The organism is Bacillus sp. LBG-1-113, assembly GCF_020708615.1.
GTDB lineage: Bacteria > Bacillota > Bacilli > Bacillales > Bacillaceae > Bacillus > Bacillus mojavensis.
Map to the genome: position 1 here is coordinate 16,257 of NZ_JAJFDG010000005.1, position 20,480 is coordinate 36,736.

Below are 20,480 nucleotides of genomic sequence, written 5' to 3' on the forward strand. Positions count from 1 at the left end.
GGCCCTTTCCAGAGCCTTATTTTTCGATTCACATCATAAACAAAAGCAAAATGACGCCGAGAATGATTCGGTAGATTGCAAACGGAACAAGTTTGATTTTGTTAATCAGTCTTAGGAAGAAACGGACCACAAACAGCGCGACAACAAAGGCACAGATAAAGCCGACGATAAAAAATGGCATCAAATCTGAGCTTAAGCTGTCCCAATGCTTCACTAGGCTTAAGGTGCTGGCTCCCATCATAATCGGCATTGCCATAATAAATGTGAAATCGGCTGCCGCACGGTGATTCAATCCGAGAATAACGCCGCCGGAAATGGTTGAGCCGGAGCGTGAGAAACCCGGCCAAAGGGCAAGACATTGGAATAAACCGACACCGATTGCCTGCTTATATGAAATACGGTCTAGGGTGTCTGTCGTTTCTTTCCGTTTATTAATCCAATCGGCTGCAAGCATTAAAACTGCCCCGGCAATGAGGCCGATGGCCACGGTGCGGACTGAAAATAAATATTCATCAATATAATCCTCAAACAAAAAGCCGAGAACCGCGGCCGGCACAAGCCCTACTGCGATTTGGGCAATGCTTAATTTGTGACCATGCTCTTGGTCACTCGTGATATTTTTTTTCAAGCCAAGCAAATTTAAAATCCTGTCTTTAAACACGATAGCAACCGCTAAAATAGAGCCAAGCTGAATGACAACTTTAAATGAGTTGGCAGCTTCCTCAGACATGAGACTGCCTGATTTAAGCCAGATATCGTCCACTATAATCATATGTCCTGTCGAAGAAACCGGCGCGTACTCTGTTAACCCTTCTACGATTCCTAAAATAGCAGCTACAAACAATTCCCATAGAGTCATGATTTTAATTCTCCCCATTAGACATTTATTTTTTACATAACGGGAGCCTTCCATAAATGGAAAGCCCGTCTTATATAACTATAAATGAAATTTATGCTTTATGACTCTTTGCATTTTCATTTTTTTCTTCATCGTATAGATGCGACTGCATTTTAAACCAGTCAAATAAATGTGTCGTAATGACTTTGGTAACCGCATAACCCGGAATGGCAAGAATAATTCCGATAACACCAAACAGCTTGCCTGCAGTTAACAGCAGAAAAATAATGGTGATTGGGTGGATATGAAGGTTTTTCCCCATAATTTGCGGAGAGATCAGTTTCCCTTCAATAAGCTGAACAATCGTCCAAACGATCACGAGCTTGAGCAGCATCAGAGGCGATGTCACAATAGCGATAATAATCGCAGGCGTAATGGCGATTGTCGGCCCTAAATACGGCACGATGCTTGTACAAGCCGCAATAACGGCAAGTAATGAAGCGTAATCCAGTCCGATGATCAAATAGCCGATAAACAGCAAAAATCCAATGCAGAAGCTGACAATGACCTGTCCTCTGATATAAGAACTCAGCCGATGATTCATTTCGCTTAATACCGTGTATGTTTGTTCTTTTAATTGTGTCGGTACAAACTTCAGTATGTAGATCGGCAATTTCTTTCCGTCCTTTAACAGATAGAAAAGAATAAATGGAACTGTCACGATCGAAATGATAATCTCAGTTAGGGCGCCGATAAAATTCCCAACGCCGGTAAAGGTGCTGTTTACAATCGTCGCTGCCTGATCTGACACCTTTGTCGCGAGATCAGATATATTAATGTTCATCGTTTGCTGCGCCTGATTCACAAAGTTACTTCCGATCAGCTCTTTTGTCTGATTCTCAACAACATCCACATATCTCGGGATGTTGTCAATCAAGCTCATAATTTGTTCTTTTAAAAAGGGGATGATGGATACAATCGTAATCGTGATCAGCCCGATAATCAACAGATATAACAGCACAATGGAATAGACTCTTCTGATTCTTCTTCTCTCAAGGAAATCAACGACAGGGTTTAACAGATAGAAAACAATGCCTGTTAAAATAATCGGAAGCGATATCGTTTTGAGCAGAACAATGATCGGGGTGAAAATAAATGATGTTTTTGTAAATACGAGAATATTTAAACCAATCAGCAGCAGCACAAGCAGAAATAGAACAAACTTGTTGTCCAAGAAAAAACGCTTGAATCTGCCGCTCCATGTTTGCAACGTCTCCACTATCGTTCCTCCGTCATACATAGTTTAAGTAAATTGTACACTATCGTACCTATAATGAAAAATAAAAACCGCTAATTGCTGGAAAAACTTCCTTATCTAAAAAAATATGATGTAATCTATCATGTGGGTTACTCCTTTTTAAGCTATAATTTAGCTATATCATACAAAAGGAGCGATATGCGTGATACGATTTGCAATAGTAGGAACCAACTGGATTACAGACCGCTTTCTAGAAGCAGCTTCAGAAATTGAAGATTTTCATCTTACAGCCGTTTATTCAAGAACGCCTGAGCGCGCTGCTGAGTTTGCTGCTCGGCATGGGGCTGCACATACCTTCTCAAATCTTCAGAAAATGGCGGCAAGCGATGACTTTGATGCTGTATATCTCGCCAGCCCGAATGCTCTTCACAAGGAGCAGGCGATCCTCTTTATGAATCATGGCAAACATGTGCTATGCGAGAAACCGCTTGCTTCAAATGCCAGAGAAACAGAAGAGATGATTTCAGCCGCTAAAGCGAATGGAGTTGTCCTCATGGAAGCAATGAAGACCACATTCCTGCCTAATTTTAAAGAGCTGAAAAAACACTTCCATAAAATCGGCTCAATCCGCAGATTTACCGCAAGCTACTGTCAGTACTCTTCAAGATATGATGCGTATAGAAACGGAACTGTTTTGAACGCGTTTCAGCCTGAGCTGTCTAACGGCTCATTGATGGATATCGGCATCTATTGTATTTACCCTGCCGTTGTGCTGTTTGGAGAGCCGAAAGCCGTGAAAGCGAACGGCTACACTTTATCTTCCGGTGTTGATGGAGAAGGCACCGTCATTCTCTCATATGACGGGTTTGAGGCCGTACTGATGCATTCTAAAATCTCAACTTCCTACGCGCCTGCTGAAATCCAAGGAGAGGACGGGACAATTGTGTTGGATACGATCCATCGTCCTGAACGAGTGGAAATTCGCTATCGCGACGGCCGTCTGGAAAACATTTCGCTCTCTGATCCTAAACCGGCAATGTTTTACGAAGCGGCTGAATTTGTTTCACTCGTGAAAGAGAAGAAGCAGGAATCTGAAGAAAATACATATGAACGCTCCTTGATCACTGCGAAAATCATGGAAGAAGCGAGAAAACAAATGGGGATTGTCTACCCTGCTGATCAAGCCTAAAAAAAACCGCCCGCGGCATGTTGCACGCGGGCGGTTTTTTTAAATAATCGGTGAGGATGCCTGCCTTTTGAAAAGCACGTTTTGTTCATATTCTTTGATATCATTGAGCCAAGCCTCTTTTACCGGCACTCCCATTTGCTCACAGTAATAATCCCAGATGGCACCGAAAGGATAGGTTTTAAATTCCTCCATCAGCGCCAGCCTTTCTGTAAAGCGCCCCTCTTCTTGCAATTGTTTTAAATGGTCATTCGGGAGAAGCAAAGCGTACATTAAAGCTTTCATCATATTTCTCGTTCCAATAGTCCAGGCGGCGACACGGTTAATGCTGGCATCGAAAAAGTCCAGACCGATGGCGACTTTCTCTAATGCCTGATTACGGACGATCTCAAGGGCGATTTCTCTCAATTCATCGTCTAACATCACGACATGGTCACTGTCCCAGCGAACGGGGCGGGATACGTGCAAGGCGAGTTTGTCTGTGTAAAGCAGCATCGCCGAGATCTTGTTTGATACCGTTTCTGTCGGGTGGAAATGTCCTGTATCGAGCAAGCATAACTTATGGTTCGTTAAAGCATAGGCCAAATAAAACTCATGAGACCCGACGACATATGACTCTGATCCAAGTCCGAACAGCTTGCTCTCGACCGAATCGACATTGTAGTCTTCACTGATTTCCTCTTGGAATATCCGATCCAATGATTCCTTTAATCTTTTGCGCGGCGTCAGCCTGTCACTCGGAATATCCTTATAGCCGTCCGGAATCCAAATATTCGTCAAGCAAGGCGTGCCTAATTCTTTGCCGAAATACGCTCCGATGCGGCGGCACGCGATGCAGTGATGAATCCAAAACTCCCGGATGGAAGGATCAGGATGTGCGAGTGTAAGCCCGTCATCAGCTTTCTCATGTGAAAACAGTGTCGGGTTGAAATCTAATCCGAGACCGAGCTCCTTCGCCCACTTCACCCAATTTTCAAAGTGATGCGGCTTCAGCTGATCACGTTCTACAACTTCTCCGTTTGTTTCTGCGTATATTGCGTGCAGATTGACCCGATGATTTCCCGGAATGAGAGATAGAGCTTTCTCCAGGTCTCTTCTTAGTTCTTCCGGGTTTTGCGCTTTTCCGGGATAATTGCCTGTCACGTCAATTCCGCCGGAAAGCTCACCCTTATTTACTTCAAAGCCTTCAATGTCGTCACCCTGCCAGCAGTGGATTGAGATCGGAACTTGCTGTAATTGCCGGAACACAGCTTCAACATCAATTCCCCATTTTTCATATTCTAGTTTTGCGCTGTCATAATTCGCTTTTATCGTCATACGGCTCTCTCCCTTTTATTCGAAATAAAAGACTTCCTTCAGATCGATTGAAACGGGACTGTCATCGGCGTTTGTTTTCATTAATGGCGCCATTGCCTTCCACCATCTGCGGCACACCTCTGTGTCCGCCATCTTCCTCCACCTTTCCTCATCCTCTATCTCTAAATAAGCAAATAACCGACCTGTCTCTTCGTCTAAAAAAATAGAATAGTAATGCGCTCCATGGGCTTTAAGCGCGTCTGCCATTTCTGGCCAAATGTCATCATGCCGCTGTTTGTATTCCTTGAATTTATCTTTATGGACGAACATGATACTCGCTTTTCTTTTCAAGCAGATCACCTCTTTTTATTTAGATAACGCTTTCAAAACAGTTTGATGATAGGACTGAATGATGGCGCTTCTGTCAGCATCTTTAGACATAAACACTTTAAGTGGAAAGGAGTTCCTGACGATCTTGCGGGCCTGGTTTACATCCTTTATTTCTTTGGCGGCAATCATTTGCATCAGCAGATTTCCGATGGCTGTCGCCTCAGCAGGTCCGGCGTATACCGTTTTTCCGCTCATATCAGCGGTTAATTGATTTAAGAAGTCGTTTTGGGCGCCTCCTCCGATAATATGAAGCTGTTGAATGTTTTTCCCTGTAATGGTTTCTAGTTCTGAGATGGCTGTCGCATAGATGATGGCTAAATTGCTGTAGATACAGCAGGCAAGTTCGCCTGCTGTGTGAGGAATCTGTTGGAAGGTTTCTCTGCAATAATTTTGTATTTCCTTTATCATGTCATCCGGATTCAAAAAACGATCATCATTTAAGTTGATAAACTGCTGAAACGGTTTTGTTTTTCCGGCTTCTTCTGCCAGTTGCTGAAAATTGTAATCTTCTCGTAATTGTCTTCGGACTTCTTGTATCACCCACATGCCAATGATGTTTTTCAAGAAACGAATGGTGTTGTTTGCGCCGCGTTCATTTGTATAATTGTTTTTCAATGCGAGTTCATTAATAATCGGTGTTTCGTTCTCCATTCCGATTAGCGACCATGTTCCGCTGCTGATATACGCCCAATCATTGTTTATACCTGGTGCGGCGAGGACAGCTGAAGCAGTATCATGCGTTGCGACGGTAATCACCCTGCAAGCCGGCAGATCATAGGCTGGAAACCATTCATTTCTTAGCATGCCGAGCTCCTGTCCCGGTTCAGTCAGCGGCGGAAATTGCTGTGCCTTAACAGACACGGCTTTGAGCAATTCGGGATCAAACTTTCCTGTTGAGGGGTTTAAGAGCTGTGTCGTGGACACATTTGTGATTTCTGCTGCTGCTTTGCCGGTTAAGCAATAGCCTAAATAATCCGGCACCATTAAAATCTGCGCTGTTTTTCTCAGCAGCTCTTGGTCTTCTTCATATAATTGATAGATCGTGTTAAAAGGCAGAAATTGAATGCCTGTTTTTTGATAGATTGTTTCTTTTGATACCGTTTGCGTAAGCTTTTCCATTGTGTTCTCTGTTCTTTTATCCCGGTATGATATGACTTCTCGTAAGCGGCTGCCTTTCTCATCCAGCAAGACGTAATCAACGGCCCATGTATCAATGCCGACGGTGCAGCAGTCATAGCCAAGGGCTTTCACCTTTTGCAGCCCTTGCAGGATTTGCTCTAACAAGTGATCAATATCCCAATAGCAATGTCCTTCTCTTTGCATGAAGCCGTTTGCGAATCGGTGAATCTCTTGTACCGCAAGCTTTCCTTCCTGGAGTTCGCCTATGATGACTCTCCCGCTTGATGCCCCTATATCAACAGCAGCATATATCATTCTTTCACCCTTTCTTTAGGAAGGGGGACGGCTGTCACTGTCGCATTCTTTTCTTCAAGTGCTTTTACTGATACCGGATCAAGTCCAGAATCAGTAATGATGCAGCTGACATCTTGCAAAGAGGCGATATGTGAAAACTCGCGGTTCCCCCATTTGCTTGAATCGGCCATCAGAATGGTCTGGTCAGACCTTTCAATCATCCGTATTTTGAGCAGTGCCTGCCACTCATTTGAGTCGCTCATTCCATGTTCCATATCAACCCCTTGGCAGGACAGAAAGGTTTTATTTACATGATAGGTTTCAAGTGAACGCTCAGCTAACGGTCCCGCAAATGATAATGATTTTGTCAGCAAGATACCGCCGGTTGAAATAACGGATATCTTTTGTTTTTTGCTCAGTTCAATGGCTGCCTTCATTGAGTTTGTAATGACGGTGAGCTCAATATCAGGGAGTATTTTCGCCATGTACCACGCAGTGGTGCTTGCATCGAGAATGATTCGGTCACCGCTTTTTACATATCTGGCCGCTTCATGAGCAATGGCTTTTTTCTCTATTACATTTGTAATTTCACGTTCAGAAAAATGAATTTCTGACTCCTGCTGCTGAATGCTGACCGCACCTCCGTGGCTGCGGCTCAGCTTATGCTCTTTCTCAAGCTTCTCAAGATCACGCCGAATCGTTTCTTCTGTGACAGAAAATATGTCACTCAGTTCGGATACGCGGATGCTTAAACGCTTATTCACTAGTTCAACTATTTTTTTCTGCCGTTCTGCTACTAACATCGGTAACGTCCTTCCTCAATAATATCCGTCTTGTGGTTCCCATATCATAGCATACTTCTAACGCGTAAAAGCTGCCGGGACGCCGCCGTCTACTGTAACCATACATCCTGTCGTCTTTTCGGCTTTAGAAGAAGCAAGGAACGCGATTGATTCAGCAATATCCTGCGGGTAAATATTAACCAAAAGCGTCGTGCGTTTCCGATAATGTTCCTCTAGCTGATCCTGCTCTATTCCATATGCCGCAGCCCGTTCCTCCCGCCAGCTTGATCCCCAAATGGCTGAGCCTTGGAGAACCGCGTCAGGCAAAACTGAGTTTACTCGAATGCCGTATTCTCCTCCTTCTGCCGCAATACATCGTGCCAGATGGGTTTCAAGCGCTTTTACCGAACTGTAGGCTGAAGCGTTTTTTCCCGCATAGACAGCGTTTTTTGATCCTACAAACACCATGCTTCCGCCTATGTTTTGCTGTTTCATTTGCTTAAACGCTTCGCGGGCCACGAGGAAATAGCCGGTTCCCAATACATTGATGTTGAGATTCCATTCTTTTAGACTAGTTTCGTCAAAAGGGCTTGATGTTGCCAGCCCGGCATTATTAACGACAATGTCAATTCCGCCGTAGGTAAGCGCTGCTTGTTCAAAGGCAGACTGTACCTCTTCTTCGTTTGTCACATCCATTTTGACAGCCATTGCGCGTCCTTCTCCGTACGTTTCGTTTATTTCCTCGGCAATTTTTTGTGCGCCTTCTATATTCAAGTCAGCCGCAATTACGTGTCCGCCTTCAGCCGCAAAGCGTCGGCAGGCTGCACTTCCGATTCCGCCGGCTCCACCTGTTACCAATGCTACTTTTCGAGAAAATTCTGCTTCCGGCGGGGCCAGCGTGAGTTTATATAATTCCAGCGGCCAGTATTCAACATGATAGGATTCATTTTCGTTTAGTGAAACAAATTGTCCGAGTGAGGTAGAGCCTTTCATTACAGCAATAGCTCTCTGATATAAAGCACCGCTTACTTTTGACATGGCAAGGCTTTTTCCCGTATTGACCATTCCAATGCCAGGAATCAAGATGACACGCGGCGCTGATTCAAAGATTTGATCGCCTTCCTGCTGATTGCGTGCAAAGTAAGCTTGATACTCTGCTTTGAAGCGCTCGATCCCTGACTTCAGCAGATCCTCCAGCTCCTGTGCATCTTGCGTTTCCGGATTCCATTCAATGTACAGCGGGAAACGCTTTGTATGAACGAGGTGATCCGGACACGCAGCGCCGATTTGAGAAAGCTCCGGCGCTTGCACGCTGTTTACAAATTCTAATACCTCTTCATGATCGTCATAGGAGAGGATCATTTGCTTTTCATCGCTTACAGCTCCTCGGATAACTGGCATGACACCCGCCAGAATTTGTTTCCGCTTATCTTCTGGCAGTGACTCGTATCGCCTTCCGCCGAATCGCTGTTTTTGGTTGATGCGTTCATGAATGTACTGCTCGGCTTCTTGAATAATGGAGATCGTTTTCTCATAACACTTCTCTGACGTATCTCCCCAAGTGACTAAGCCGTGTTTTTCCATTAAGACAAGCTCGGCATTTGGATTGTTTGCCACGCCGTCTGCGATCATTTTAGACAGAGTAAATCCCGGGCGAACGTATGGCACCCACACAAACCGGCTGCCGTAAATATCTTCGGCAATTTGTTTTCCATTATCAGCGCAGCAAATGCTGATAATCGCATCCGGATGGGTATGGTCAACATGATTGTATGGCAAAAATGCGTGTAAGAGTGTTTCAATGGAAGGGCGGGGATGTTTGCTGTCTATCATACAATGAGACAAGTAATCTACCATTTCTTCATCAGACATCTGATCTCTTTCGATCAGGGGACGGATGTCATCTAATCTCAGACCGGTAAAGTTATGCGCTTTCATTGTTGCCAAGTCTGAGCCGCTTCCTTTTACCCACATCACTTCTGTTTCGCGGCCTCTGAAATCCTTCTCCGTTGTTTTCATCGACGTATTGCCGCCGCCCCAGTTGCATACAGTGCGGTCTGCTCCGATTAAATTGGACCGATACACCAATTCTTCAACACCCTTTGATAGCTGGGCGGCATGTTCTGAATCCCATACATGTTTCACCATTTTCATCTTCCTCCGTCCCTTTTACTTGTATCCGCTTTCATTATATATCATGTTTGTTTGTTTTTGAATACCTTTTGTTTATTTTTGTTTTATTAAGAAACAAAAAAGAAAGCAGCAAAGATATGCCGCTTTCTTTTTCTATTAAGATTCAATTTTAAATTTTTTCGTAATGTCTTGAAGTTCTTCCGCCATGTTCGCCAATGTTTCAGCTGAAGAGCTAATTTCTTCCATAGACGCAAGCTGTTCTTCCGCCGAAGCCGCGATATCTTGAATACCCGCTGAGCTTTCTTTCGCTACTTCGGAAATTTCCTCAACCGCACTTGATACTTCCTGTGATCCGACTGACAGCTGTTCAACCGTTGCATTCAGATTTTGCAATTCACCGGATATTTGCGATGTCATCTCGTAGATTTGCTTAAAGCTTTCAGCTGTTTGGTCTGTAATTTGCAAGCCTTCTTTAACTTCATGATTCACGGATTGGAACATAGAGAGTGATGTGCTGATTTCTCTGACAATCTCTTGAATTAATCCTTCAATTTCCTTCGCAGAATGTGCTGATTGCACAGCAAGTTTTCTGACCTCTTCTGCTACAACAGAGAAGCCTCTGCCGTATTCTCCGGCTCTGGCTGCCTCAATTGCTGCATTTAGAGCCAACAAGTTCGTTTGATCTGCAATGCCGTTAATTACATTTAAGATGCTGGTAATGTCCTGAGATTTTGTTTCAAGCCCTTTGACAACCGCTTCCGCTTTTTGTACGGATTCATCGATTGTCTTCATTTGGCCGACTGTGTGCTCTACCAGTTTTTCTCCGCTTCCTGCTGCCTCAGAGGACTGGATCGAAGACTTCGTAATGGTTGATGAAGCCTGAGCCACTTTTGATATGCCATGGTTCATTTGAGAAAGATGATCTGAGCTTGTTTCCAATTTCTCACTTTGCGCCTCGTTGCCATTTGAAAACTGTTCGATTGCCAGCGTAATGTGTTCAGTCGCCTTACTCGTTTGGGCTGCACTTGCCGTCAGTTCTTCGGAAGATGATGCCACATTTTCTACAGACGTTTGAATAACACCGATGACAGAACGCAATGATTCAGACATTTCGTTAAAACTTTCTCCTAGCTGGCCAAACTCATTTTTCGACTGAATATCAATCACTTCCGTTAAATCTCCGCTGCTGATTTTCGCAGAGGTTGAAACCAGTTTTCTTAACGGTTTGGTGATGGCGCGTATAATAAAGAGAATGAGTATGCCGCCGATAACAATTGACACACATAGAATGATAACGGCAGTGTTCAGTACCGGACTTGAAGCATCTTGCAATTCACTGACAAAGTACGTACCCGCAATTTTCCATCCCGTCAGTTTATTTGTCGTAAATGCCATTTTCTTTTCTTTGCCTTCGAAGGTATATTCAAATGAGCCGTCTGCTTTGGAATATACCTCTTTTGTCCAGTCGCCGGATCCAGTTGTTCCAGGCTTAATCGTCGGATGGGCGATATATTTTTTATCGCCTGATGTAATAAATGCAAAGCCGTTTGTACCGATTTTTATTCTCTGTGAAGCTGCCAGCACTTCATCCAGATTTAAATCAAGCGCTATGACCCCTGAGCCATCTTTTAATTGTTTGGAAATCGTAACCACGATATCTCCTGTCGCTTCGTCAGTATACGGGTCTGAAAAAACAGCCTGTCCTTTTTTCGCAACGGCTTGTTTGTACCAGTCACGTTCTGTCGGATCGAAACCTTTAGGAACACCGCTTTCCGGATATTTGTAAAGCTTTTTATTTTCTGAAGCCGCATAGATTGCTCCTACATCGGCATTTAGTATTGTGTACTGCTTAAATTTTTCATTCAGTAAGGTTTTGTTTTTCCCTTGCAGTATGTCTTTATCAATCGTCTCACTGTAATAATCAATTGCTTTTACTTTATGATTCAATTTGTTTTCAAGTGTGCTGTTGAGTTCTTCAACGTTTCCTATTGCACTATTCGTAAGTTCCCTGTCCAGCGCGTTCCAAGCTGATTGATAACTGAAATATGCTAATACCCCAATCGGCAAAATAAGCACTGTCAGAAACGCAGCGATAAGCGGTTTGCTGATTGATGGCTGTTTGATCCAATGTATGAATTTTCCCATTCTCGATAATTCCTCCTTTAAGCTAAAAATAATATCGTCAAGCTAGGACAAAAGCTTTAATAAAAAAACTAAAAAAAACACCCAGGTGCAGAACCCTGGGTGTTTCGACTAATTATTCGATTTTGAATCGTTTTGTCATATCGCGAAGCTCTTCAGCCATGCTTGAAAGTGTTTCTGCTGATGAGCTGATTTCTTCCATAGAAGCAAGCTGCTCTTCGGCTGATGCCGCGATATCTTGAATGTGGGCTGAGCTCTCTTTTGAAATCGATGCAATATGCTCAGACGCTCCCGATACCTCTTCAGAGCTGGCAGAAAGCTGCTGCACCGTGGCACTCATGTTTTGCAGTTCTCCGGCTATCTGGTTTGTCATTTCAGAGATTCGTTTAAAGCTTGTCTCTGTTTGATCTGTGATGTCAAGGCCTGTTTGCACCTCTTGGTTCACAGACTGGAACATGCCGAGAGATGTGTTGATTTCTTTCACAATTTCAATGATGAGTGCTTCAATTTCTTTAGCTGAATCAGCGGACTGTACAGCCAGTTTTCTGACTTCTTCCGCTACGACGGAGAAGCCGCGCCCGTATTCGCCTGCGCGCGCCGCTTCAATGGCAGCGTTTAATGCAAGCAGGTTCGTCTGGTCAGCAATACCGTTAATCACGCGCAGAATGTTTGTGATGTCTTTTGATTTGGTTTCCAATCCGCGAACAACTTGTTCCGCCTCTTTCACGGACTTGTCTATCACGTTCATTTGGCCGACAGTCTGATGAACAAGCTGTCCGCCCGCACTCGCGATTTCTGTCGATTGAACAGATGAATCTGTAATGACTTCAGAGGCTTGGGCCATATTCGTCAATCCGTCATTCATCTGATAAATATGCTCTGCCGCTGTTTCGATGTTTTCATTTTGTTTTTCATTGCCATTTGAAAATTGTTCAATCGCCAATGTGATATGCTCGGTCGCCTTGCTTGTTTGCGCGGCAGATGCGGTCAATTCCTCAGAGGAAGCGGCAACATTGTCTACCGAATCCTGAATGGCGTGTATGAGAGAGCGAAGTGAAGACGCCATATTGTTAAAGCTTTTGCCCAGTTCGCCCAGTTCATCTTTTGAACGGATATCAATCGTTTCTGTTAAATCTCCTTCACTGATCCGTTTTGAAGATCCAACAAGCTGTTTCAGCGGCGTCGTGATCGATCGAATAACTAATGTCATTACGATGATACCGACGAGAATGGCTGCAATCAGGACAATTGTTGCGAGGTGAAGTACAGGCTTAGCCGCATCATGAATCTCGTCCAGATACATCGTTCCGCCTATCTTCCATCCCGTTAGCTTGTTCGTATCAAAGGCCATTTTTTTCTTATCGCCGTTCATGCTGTATTGAAAATCGCCTTTATCGGCAGACAGCATCTGTTCAAGCCAGTCGCCTTTCAATTCGGTTCCTGAAGTCTCATTAGGATGCGCAACGACCTTTTTGTCTTTCGTCATAATAAAAGCATAGCCTTCTTTGCCGATGTTCACTTGTTTCGTCGTTTTCAGCAGGTTATCAATCGTCATGTTGATTGCGATAACGCCTGATCCGTCTTTTGTCTGCTGGGCAATTGTCACAACCATTGTGTTCGTAGATGCTGTTTTGTATGGATCTGTTATGACGACTTTGCCATTATTGGCAACCGCTTTTTTGTACCAGTCCCGTTCAACGGGATTATAATCGCTTGGCATCGGCAGATCTGGGTAACGGGTAAAGCGCCCGTCTTTGTCACTTGTATAAATAGATTCTACGTCTTTATTAATTTTAATATATTGTGAGAATTTCTCTTCAATGCTGGCATTGCTCTTTGCTTTATATTTCTTTTGTGTCAGCCATTCGCTGAAGTATTCGGCGCTGTTTTCTTTTTCTCCGATGCTGGTGTTAATGATTTCGTTTAGTTGCTGTACATTTTCTAATGCGCTTCCCATCATCTGTCTGTCGAGCGAGCTGCTGGCAGATCCATAAGCAATCGCCGCTAATATGGCAACCGGTATGATGAGAATCGATAGAAAGGAAACAAGAAGCTTCCGTGTAATAGATCTCTGTTTGATAAGTTGGAGTATTTTTTTCATCAGTTCATTTCTCCTTTTTTATGCTACCCTTCATATCGGCTGAAAATGGGTAAATATATACATTAAAAAAGGAGAAATTCAAGAAAACTAACTAAATCCCTATTAAAAAATAGTAATTTAGACCTATTAATCATCCAATTTAAATCGTTTTGTCAAATCTCGCAGCTCTTCAGACATTTTTTCAAGCGTCTGTGCCGATGAGCTGATTTCTTCCATGGAGGCAAGCTGCTCCTCGGCTGAAGCGGCGATATCTTGAATGCCGTCCGAACTTGCTTTAGAGATAGCGGCGATATCTATAGAAGCAGCGGATATTTCCTGAGAACCCGCCGACAGCTGTTCAACCGTCGCATTCATGTTTTGCAGTTCTGCGGCAATTTGATTCGTCATTTTTGATATATGGTTAAAGCTTTGTTTTGTTTCGTCTGTCATGACCAGGCCTGTTTCCACTTCTTTATTCACAGATTGAAGCACGTTTAATGATGTATGGATCTCTTTTACGATTTCGCTGATCAGCGATTCAATTTCCTTAGCTGAATCTGCCGACTGTACCGCAAGTTTTCTCACTTCTTCAGCGACCACAGAAAAGCCTCGTCCGTACTCGCCTGCTCTTGCCGCTTCAATGGCGGCATTTAATGCTAAAAGATTGGTTTGATCTGCGATGCCGTTGATAACACGTAAAATATTTGTGATATCCTTTGATTTAATTTCCAGGCCTTTGACCACTTGCTCCGCTTCTTTCACAGAATGATCAATCGTATTCATTTGGCCGGCTGTTCTCTGAACGAGTGTTTCCCCTGCGCTTGACACTTCGGTGGAATCTGCAGAGGTTTCTGTAATGACTGCCGCCGCCCGAGCCAGCTCTGCCAGTCCGTCGTTCATTTCGTTAATTTGTTCTGTTGTTGTCTCGATTCTGTCGCTCTGGTTTTCGCTTCCGTTTGAAAATTGTTCGATTGCCTTTGTAATGTGTTCAGTGGCCTTGCTTGTCTGATCTGCGGAAGCTGTCAGCTCTTCTGACGATGAGGCGACATGTTCTACAGAATCTTTGATGCCGTGGATCAGTGAACGGAGAGAGTGCGCCATATTGTTGAAGCTTTGGCTCAGAACCCCGAGTTCGTCTTTTGATGTGATTTCTATCGTTTCTGTTAAATCGCCTTTACTGATTTTTTCAGCTGACGCAACGATGCGTTTCAAAGGCCTTGTAATCGACCGAATGACAAAATAGGTCGCCGTGATTCCGGCTGCAATGGCAATGGCCAGAACAACTGATGCCATAACAAGAACCTTGCTTGCGGCATCATGGATCTCGTCAGCATACATCGTGCCGCTGATTTTCCAGCCTGTTGTTTCGCTTGTGGCGAACGCCATTTTCTTCTTCTTTCCTTTGTGCGTATATTCAAAGTCACCGCTTTTGTCTTTGTAAAGTTTGTCTATCCACTCCCCTTCTAACTGCGTTCCCGCTTTTTCACCGGAGTAGGCGATGACTTCTTTATTTTGGCTGAGGATAAAGGCATAGCCTTCTTTGCCAATACTGATTTCTTTTGCGGTTTCCACAAGGTCATCGATTTTCATATCCATGGCGACAACGCCTGATCCGTCCTTTGTCTGGCGTGCAATGGTGACAACCATTTTTCCTGATGAAATGGATTCGTAAGGTTCGGTCACAATTGTCTTTCCTTTATTAGCCATGGCTTCTGTGTACCAGTCACGTTCTAAAGCATTAAAGTCGCTCGGCATGTCTGCGTGCGGATAGCGTGTGAATGTCCCGTCTTTACTGCTTGAAAACACCGCAGCGACATTGTCATTCATTTGAATAAATTGTTTAAATTCTTGTTTGAGTTCCGTTTTTTTCTTGTCTTTCAACTTGTCTGCTGTCGCCCAGTCGCTGAAAAACGCGAGGCTTTTTTCAGTCGTTTTGATCTTACCGTCAATAATGTTATCTAATATTTGAACGTTTTCCTTTGCGCTTTGCGCCATCTGTATGTCAAGAGATGCAACGGCTGATTGATAAGCGCTTACCGATAGTGCCGCAATTGGGACAATTAAGATCAGCAGGAAAGAAATAATGAGTCTCCTGGCAATTGATGATCTGCGAATGGTGGTGAGTGTTTTTTTCATTCCTCTTGAACCTTCTTTCAATAATTTACAAATTATATCGGCTGATATTCCTTTATCTTACATTGAAAATGAAGGAAAAAATGAAAAATAGTTCTAAACTCACCGTTTTAGACAGGTCTTTTTTATTATTTCTTATACAAAAAAACAGCGCTTCATACGCGCTGTTTTTTGCTCTTATTCAATTTTAAATTTTTTCGTCAGATCACGAAGCTCTTCTGCCATCTGCGCCAGGGTCGTGGCTGACGAACTGATTTCTTCCATAGAAGCAAGCTGCTCCTCGGCCGATGCGGCAATGTCTTGAATGCTTGCCGAGCTTTCTCTTGAAACATCGGCAATTCCGCTCACCGCTGCCGATACTTGCTCTGATCGGCCTGACAGCTGTTCTACGGTTGTATTCATCGTCTGCAATTTGTCTGCAATCTCATTTGTCATGGTGAAAATACTTTGGAAGCTTTCCTTTGTATTGTCTGTGACAACCAGTCCCGATTGCACTTCTTGATTAACGGCTTTAAACATGTGAAGAGAAGTTTCGATTTCTGCTACGATCTCCTGGATTAGTTTCTCGATTTCTTTAGATGAGTCTGCAGATTGAACGGCCAGTTTACGCACTTCCTCCGCTACAACAGAGAAGCCTCTCCCTGATTCCCCGGCCCGCGCCGCTTCAATGGCTGCATTTAATGCCAGCAGGTTTGTTTGGTCAGCAATCCCGTTGATGACTCGTAAAATACTCGTGATATCTTTTGATTTTCCTTCTAAGCCTTTCACCACTGCTTCAGCCTGCTGAACAGACTCATTAATTGAATTCATCTGCCCGACTGTCTGCTGGACAAACTTCTCGCCTGTACCCGCGATTTCCGTTGATTGAATAGACGCCTTCGTAATGTCTGATGATGTTTGTGAGACTTGCTGGAGCCCTTCATTCATCATGTTCAGCTGATGAGAGCTGGATTCCACTTTTTCGCTTTGCTCTTCGTTTCCGTTTGAGAACTGCTCAATTGCCATTGTGATATGCTCCGTCGCCTTGCTCGTTTGTCCGGCGGATGCAGTCAACTGTTCGGATGATGCGGCAACATTATTAACCGAGTCTTGAATGGCGCTGATAAGCGAACGCAAGGATTGTCCCATTTCGTTGAAGCTTTCGCCAAGCTCTCCCAGTTCATCTTTCGACCGGATTTCGATGGTTTCTGTCAGATCCCCGCTGCTGATCATTTTTGATGATTGAACCAGACGTTTTAACGGTTTTGTGATCGAACCAACGATAAACAGGATTAAAATTCCGCCTATAAGTATTGAAGCAATCAGCACAATCATGCCTGTTGTGAGAACAGATTTTGAGGCATCTTTGATTTCACTCATATACATGGTGCCGGCAATTTTCCAGCCAGTCAGCTGATTTGTCGTATATGTCATCTTTTTATCTTCATGATTCAGGGTATACTGCAGCTCGCCGCTGTCCTTGTCATACATTTTGGCAACCCAGTCGCCTGACAGCTTTTCACCAGCCTTATGGTTTTGATGGGCGACATATGTTTTGTTTTTCGTGGCGATGAAAACATAGCCCTCTTTTCCGACTTTAATCTGTTTCATCTGTTCCAACAGCTTATCAATTGTGATATCCATGGCAACGACACCTGAACCATCCTTCAATTCCTGAGCAATCGTTATGACCATGCTTCCGTCATTGGCTGCCACATAAGGATCGGTCACTATGATGTCACCGCCGGCTTTCATAGCATCCTGGTACCAAGCTCGTTTTCTCGGATCGTAGCCATCCGGCAATTTTTCTTTCGGTGCCTGTACATATGTGCCGTTTTCTGCCCCAGCGTAGATTCTGGCTACGTCTTGGTTAATAGAAACATATTGCGAAAACTTGGCTTTAAGCTCTTCCTGTTTGGATTTTCCTTTAAACGCAGAGCTTTTCAGTGATTCACTGAAAAAGCTGATGCCTTTCGCTTTTGCTCCTAAATCATTTGTAACTGTTGTATTAAATGAATCGACACTATTTTTCGCATTTCCCATGATTTCCTGATCCAGTTTTCCGCTTGCTGAGCGGTAAGAACTGAATTCCAATATAAGAATCGGAATAATTAAAATCACAACAAATGAAATCATTAGCTTTCTAGAAATTGACGGTTTTGTCAGCCAATTGATAAAAGTCTTCATATCCAGTTTCTCCTTCAGGTTTGATACACTATATATCGGCTGCTTTAAAAAGTTTTTAAAATCAGACGCAAGAAATTTCCTTTCCGACTTTTTCTCTGTTTTTTAACTTTCATTGCCCGAGCCTTGTGCATAGTTTATAAAAAACAAGGGGGGCTTCAGATGATTATTATATCCGGACAATGGCTCCGTCCCCAAGACATTGAAAACTGGCAAATTGACAAGAACCTGAACCCGCTGCTAAAAGAATTGATTGAAACACCCGTTCAGTTTGATTATCATTCGATCGCTGAACTGATGTTTGAGCTTCATTTGCGCATGAATATCGTTGAATCGGCAAAAGCGCTGCATAAAAGCGGAGCGAAGTTCGCCACCTTTGTAAAAACATACGGGAATACAGCGTATTGGCGGGTTTCACCGGAAGGGGCTCTGGAGCTTAAGTATAAAATGCCGCCTTCAAAGGCGATTCGGAATATTGTAGAAAACGGCCCGTTTTACGCGTTTGAATGCGCGACGGCAATTGTTGTGATTTATTACTTGGCTTTGCTTAAAACCATCGGAGAAGAAAAATTCGACGCAGCCTTTGACAGAATTATTTTGTATGACTGGCATTATGAGAAATTGCCGATATATACAGAAACGGGACATCACTTTTTTCTTGGAGACTGTTTGTATTTTAAAAATCCTGAATTTGATCCGCAGAAAGCGCAGTGGAGAGGCGAAAATGTGATTTTATTAGAAAAGAACAAATATTTCGCTCACGGCTTGGGAATTTTAAACGCTCAGCAAATTATTGATAAGCTGAATTCCTTCAGAAGAAAAGGAGCCGTACAGTCCGCTTATCTCCTTTCACAAGCGACCAGGCTTGATATTCCGTCTCTCTATCCCATCACCCGCTAAAAACCCCACCGTCTATTTTGGGGACGATGGGGTTTCAAATGCTTTTCGTTTTCGATAGAAAGGGGCTGTGCCGACATACTGGTTCGCAGCCCATTCCATTTTTTCAAGGTCAGTTCTCGTCACGATGGGATCTTGGCTGCTCCACTTGATACATCGGACAAAATAATACCCTTGGATGGGAGCCATTGTAACTTTTGAATGAGGCCAGTCTTCAAATACAAACTCAATTTTCCCTTTCTTTTTATAAGAATATTGAAGAATGTTCATCGTCTGTCACCTCTGTTGGTTACGTTACGATTGGCAAAGCTCAGCTATCAGCGTTCTCACGTCAGCGGATCTATTGAGCATTCCGACTGATTGCCCCGCCCACAGAGACATGTGACCGGAATCTTTGGCTGCGGCGGCATGTTTTCTCATTGGTTTTGTTAACGTGTTTTGCAATGGATAAGGAAGTGTATTTGCCTCTTCAGCTTGTTGCTCTTTCATCCATTGGTTGACTATACCCCTTGCAGGCTTTCCCGAAAACAATGCGGTAAGGCGTGTGTCTGTTCCATGTGCTTCTTTTAATTCCTGTCTGTACGTTTCAGAGGCTTCGCTTTCCTCACACATAAGAAATGGAGTCCCGACCTGTACACCTTGAGCTCCGAGACAGTGAGCTGCTTGGACGCCGCGGCGGTCTGCAATTCCGCCTGCCGCAATCACGGGTACTGAAACAGCGTCTGCAGCTTGGGGAACCAATGACATTAAGCCAATAGAAGACTCTCCGCTGACCGGCAGAAAAGAACCGCGGTGGCCGCCTGCTTCACTGCCTTGCAGCACGATGATATCCATTCCGCGCTCTTCCAGCAGGACGGCTTCTTGCGGCGAAGTAGCCGTTCCGATAAGACAGCACCCATTTTCCTTTAATACATGAATGCTTTCATCAGGCGGGATGCCGAACGTAAATGAACAGGCTCTTACATTGTATGTAAGAATCAGATTTATTTTTTGATGAAAATCCTCCCACTCTTCCTCTTCTGAAGGAAAAGCAGCCGCCTGTTCGGCAAACGGAATGTTCTTTTTCCATGTGTGAACCGTTTTATCGTCCGGTGCCTTCCTTTTTTCCGGCACGAACACATTTACCTGAAAAGCGCTGCTGGTCAATTCCTGCATCTCGATGATTTGTTTTTCAAGCGTACCCGGACTGAGATATCCGGAAGCGAGACTTCCGAGTGCGCCTTCATTCGACACAGCGGCTGCCAGCCGGGGTGTGACCAGGCCGCCTGCCATCGGCGCCTGAATGACAGGCTTTGATAATGATAATGCTTTCATCCATTGAGTCATAGAAGCACCTCCTGTTAATCCATAATTTTGATATGGCATGTTCGGTGACGCGGGCCGTCAAATTCGCAGAAATAAATACCTTGCCACGTCCCGAGAATGAGACGCCCATTTTCAATTATGACATGCTGTGAAGCGCCTACCGTACTGGACTTCATATGTGCAGCTGTATTGCCTTCTATATGGCGGTCCAGCTCATGGTCCCATGGATAAATCTCATCAAATCTTCGGAGCATATCTCTTTTCACATCGGGATCGGCATTTTCATTAATTGTAATGCCTGCCGTCGTATGCGGACAGTAAATCAGCGCTGCCCCGTTTGCCACCCCTGTTTCTTGGAGAAACGCTTCCACCTCGTGAGTGATTTCAATCATTTCATCTCTTTTGTTTGTTTTGATTTGCAGTGTTTTCAGCATATCGTTTCTCCTTTCAATTCCCCTTCTCTT

Annotated in this window: 16 protein-coding genes and 1 pseudogene; 2 read left to right on the forward strand and 15 right to left on the reverse strand. The window is 44.0% G+C overall.

Going from position 1 to position 20,480, the window contains the following annotated elements:
* Positions 1–28 precede the first annotated feature (28 nt).
* Positions 29–859, reverse strand: coding sequence for an undecaprenyl-diphosphate phosphatase (locus LJF29_RS13370; RefSeq protein ID WP_010331630.1), 831 nt, complete (start codon positions 857–859; stop codon positions 29–31).
* Between the two features lie 91 nt (positions 860–950).
* Positions 951–2,117: an AI-2E family transporter gene (locus tag LJF29_RS13375; RefSeq protein ID WP_010331631.1), complete on the reverse strand. Its 1,167-nt coding sequence runs from the start codon at positions 2,115–2,117 to the stop codon at positions 951–953.
* Positions 2,118–2,298: 181 nt separating this feature from the next.
* Here LJF29_RS13375 and LJF29_RS13380 point away from each other — a divergent pair, with 181 nt between their 5' ends.
* Positions 2,299–3,285, forward strand: coding sequence for a Gfo/Idh/MocA family protein (locus LJF29_RS13380; RefSeq protein ID WP_229149035.1), 987 nt, complete (start codon positions 2,299–2,301; stop codon positions 3,283–3,285).
* 39 nt (positions 3,286–3,324) lie between these two features.
* On the opposite strand, the gene rhaA is transcribed toward LJF29_RS13380, so the two are convergent.
* From rhaA to LJF29_RS13425, 10 genes and pseudogenes are all read right to left on the reverse strand, one after another.
* A complete protein-coding gene (rhaA, locus tag LJF29_RS13385; protein WP_229149036.1) occupies positions 3,325–4,599 on the reverse strand; it encodes an L-rhamnose isomerase in 1,275 nt (424 codons plus the stop codon).
* A 15-nt stretch (positions 4,600–4,614) separates the two neighbouring features.
* A complete protein-coding gene (gene rhaM, locus LJF29_RS13390) occupies positions 4,615–4,929 on the reverse strand; it encodes an L-rhamnose mutarotase (protein WP_229149038.1) in 315 nt (104 codons plus the stop codon).
* Between the two features lie 15 nt (positions 4,930–4,944).
* Positions 4,945–6,402, reverse strand: coding sequence for a rhamnulokinase (gene rhaB, locus LJF29_RS13395; protein WP_229149040.1), 1,458 nt, complete (start codon positions 6,400–6,402; stop codon positions 4,945–4,947).
* A complete protein-coding gene (locus LJF29_RS13400) occupies positions 6,399–7,184 on the reverse strand; it encodes a DeoR/GlpR family DNA-binding transcription regulator (RefSeq protein ID WP_229149041.1) in 786 nt (261 codons plus the stop codon). The genes rhaB and LJF29_RS13400 overlap by 4 nt, the downstream gene beginning before the upstream one ends.
* A 57-nt stretch (positions 7,185–7,241) precedes the next feature.
* Entirely contained in the window at positions 7,242–9,311 is a 2,070-nt protein-coding gene (locus tag LJF29_RS13405) for a bifunctional aldolase/short-chain dehydrogenase (RefSeq protein WP_229149043.1), read from the reverse strand.
* A 141-nt stretch (positions 9,312–9,452) separates the two neighbouring features.
* Complete coding sequence (locus LJF29_RS13410; protein ID WP_229149044.1) at positions 9,453–11,441, reverse strand: methyl-accepting chemotaxis protein; 1,989 nt, start codon at positions 11,439–11,441, stop codon at positions 9,453–9,455.
* A 112-nt stretch (positions 11,442–11,553) separates the two neighbouring features.
* The gene (locus LJF29_RS21330; protein WP_369810968.1) at positions 11,554–12,504 is read right to left on the reverse strand and encodes a methyl-accepting chemotaxis protein; all 951 of its coding nucleotides are present in this window, start codon (positions 12,502–12,504) and stop codon (positions 11,554–11,556) included.
* Positions 12,499–13,539 (reverse strand): annotated as a pseudogene (locus LJF29_RS21335) (cache domain-containing protein); the annotation flags it as partial. The gene LJF29_RS21330 and the pseudogene LJF29_RS21335, both read right to left, overlap by 6 nt.
* 126 nt (positions 13,540–13,665) lie before the next feature.
* Positions 13,666–15,654 (reverse strand): methyl-accepting chemotaxis protein, encoded by a 1,989-nt coding sequence (locus tag LJF29_RS13420; RefSeq protein WP_229149045.1) that lies wholly within the window; start codon positions 15,652–15,654, stop codon positions 13,666–13,668.
* A gap of 174 nt (positions 15,655–15,828) precedes the next feature.
* Entirely contained in the window at positions 15,829–17,817 is a 1,989-nt protein-coding gene (locus LJF29_RS13425) for a HAMP domain-containing methyl-accepting chemotaxis protein (protein WP_229149046.1), read from the reverse strand.
* 159 nt (positions 17,818–17,976) lie between these two features.
* Here LJF29_RS13425 and LJF29_RS13430 point away from each other — a divergent pair, with 159 nt between their 5' ends.
* Entirely contained in the window at positions 17,977–18,714 is a 738-nt protein-coding gene (locus tag LJF29_RS13430) for a protein-glutamine gamma-glutamyltransferase (RefSeq protein ID WP_229149048.1), read from the forward strand.
* Between the two features lie 12 nt (positions 18,715–18,726).
* Here LJF29_RS13430 and LJF29_RS13435 read toward each other — a convergent pair whose 3' ends face one another.
* Genes LJF29_RS13435 through LJF29_RS13445 form a run of 3 tightly spaced genes read right to left on the reverse strand, consistent with a single transcriptional unit; the run spans position 18,727 to position 20,450 of the window.
* Positions 18,727–18,981, reverse strand: a complete 255-nt coding sequence (locus LJF29_RS13435; RefSeq protein ID WP_168748622.1) for a hypothetical protein — start codon at positions 18,979–18,981, stop codon at positions 18,727–18,729.
* Between the two features lie 24 nt (positions 18,982–19,005).
* Positions 19,006–20,037 carry a nitronate monooxygenase gene (locus tag LJF29_RS13440; protein ID WP_229149049.1) on the reverse strand — a complete coding sequence of 344 codons (1,032 nt, stop codon included), beginning with the start codon at positions 20,035–20,037 and terminating at the stop codon, positions 19,006–19,008.
* 14 nt (positions 20,038–20,051) lie between these two features.
* Complete coding sequence (locus LJF29_RS13445) at positions 20,052–20,450, reverse strand: secondary thiamine-phosphate synthase enzyme YjbQ (RefSeq protein WP_229149053.1); 399 nt, start codon at positions 20,448–20,450, stop codon at positions 20,052–20,054.
* Positions 20,451–20,480 lie beyond the last annotated feature (30 nt).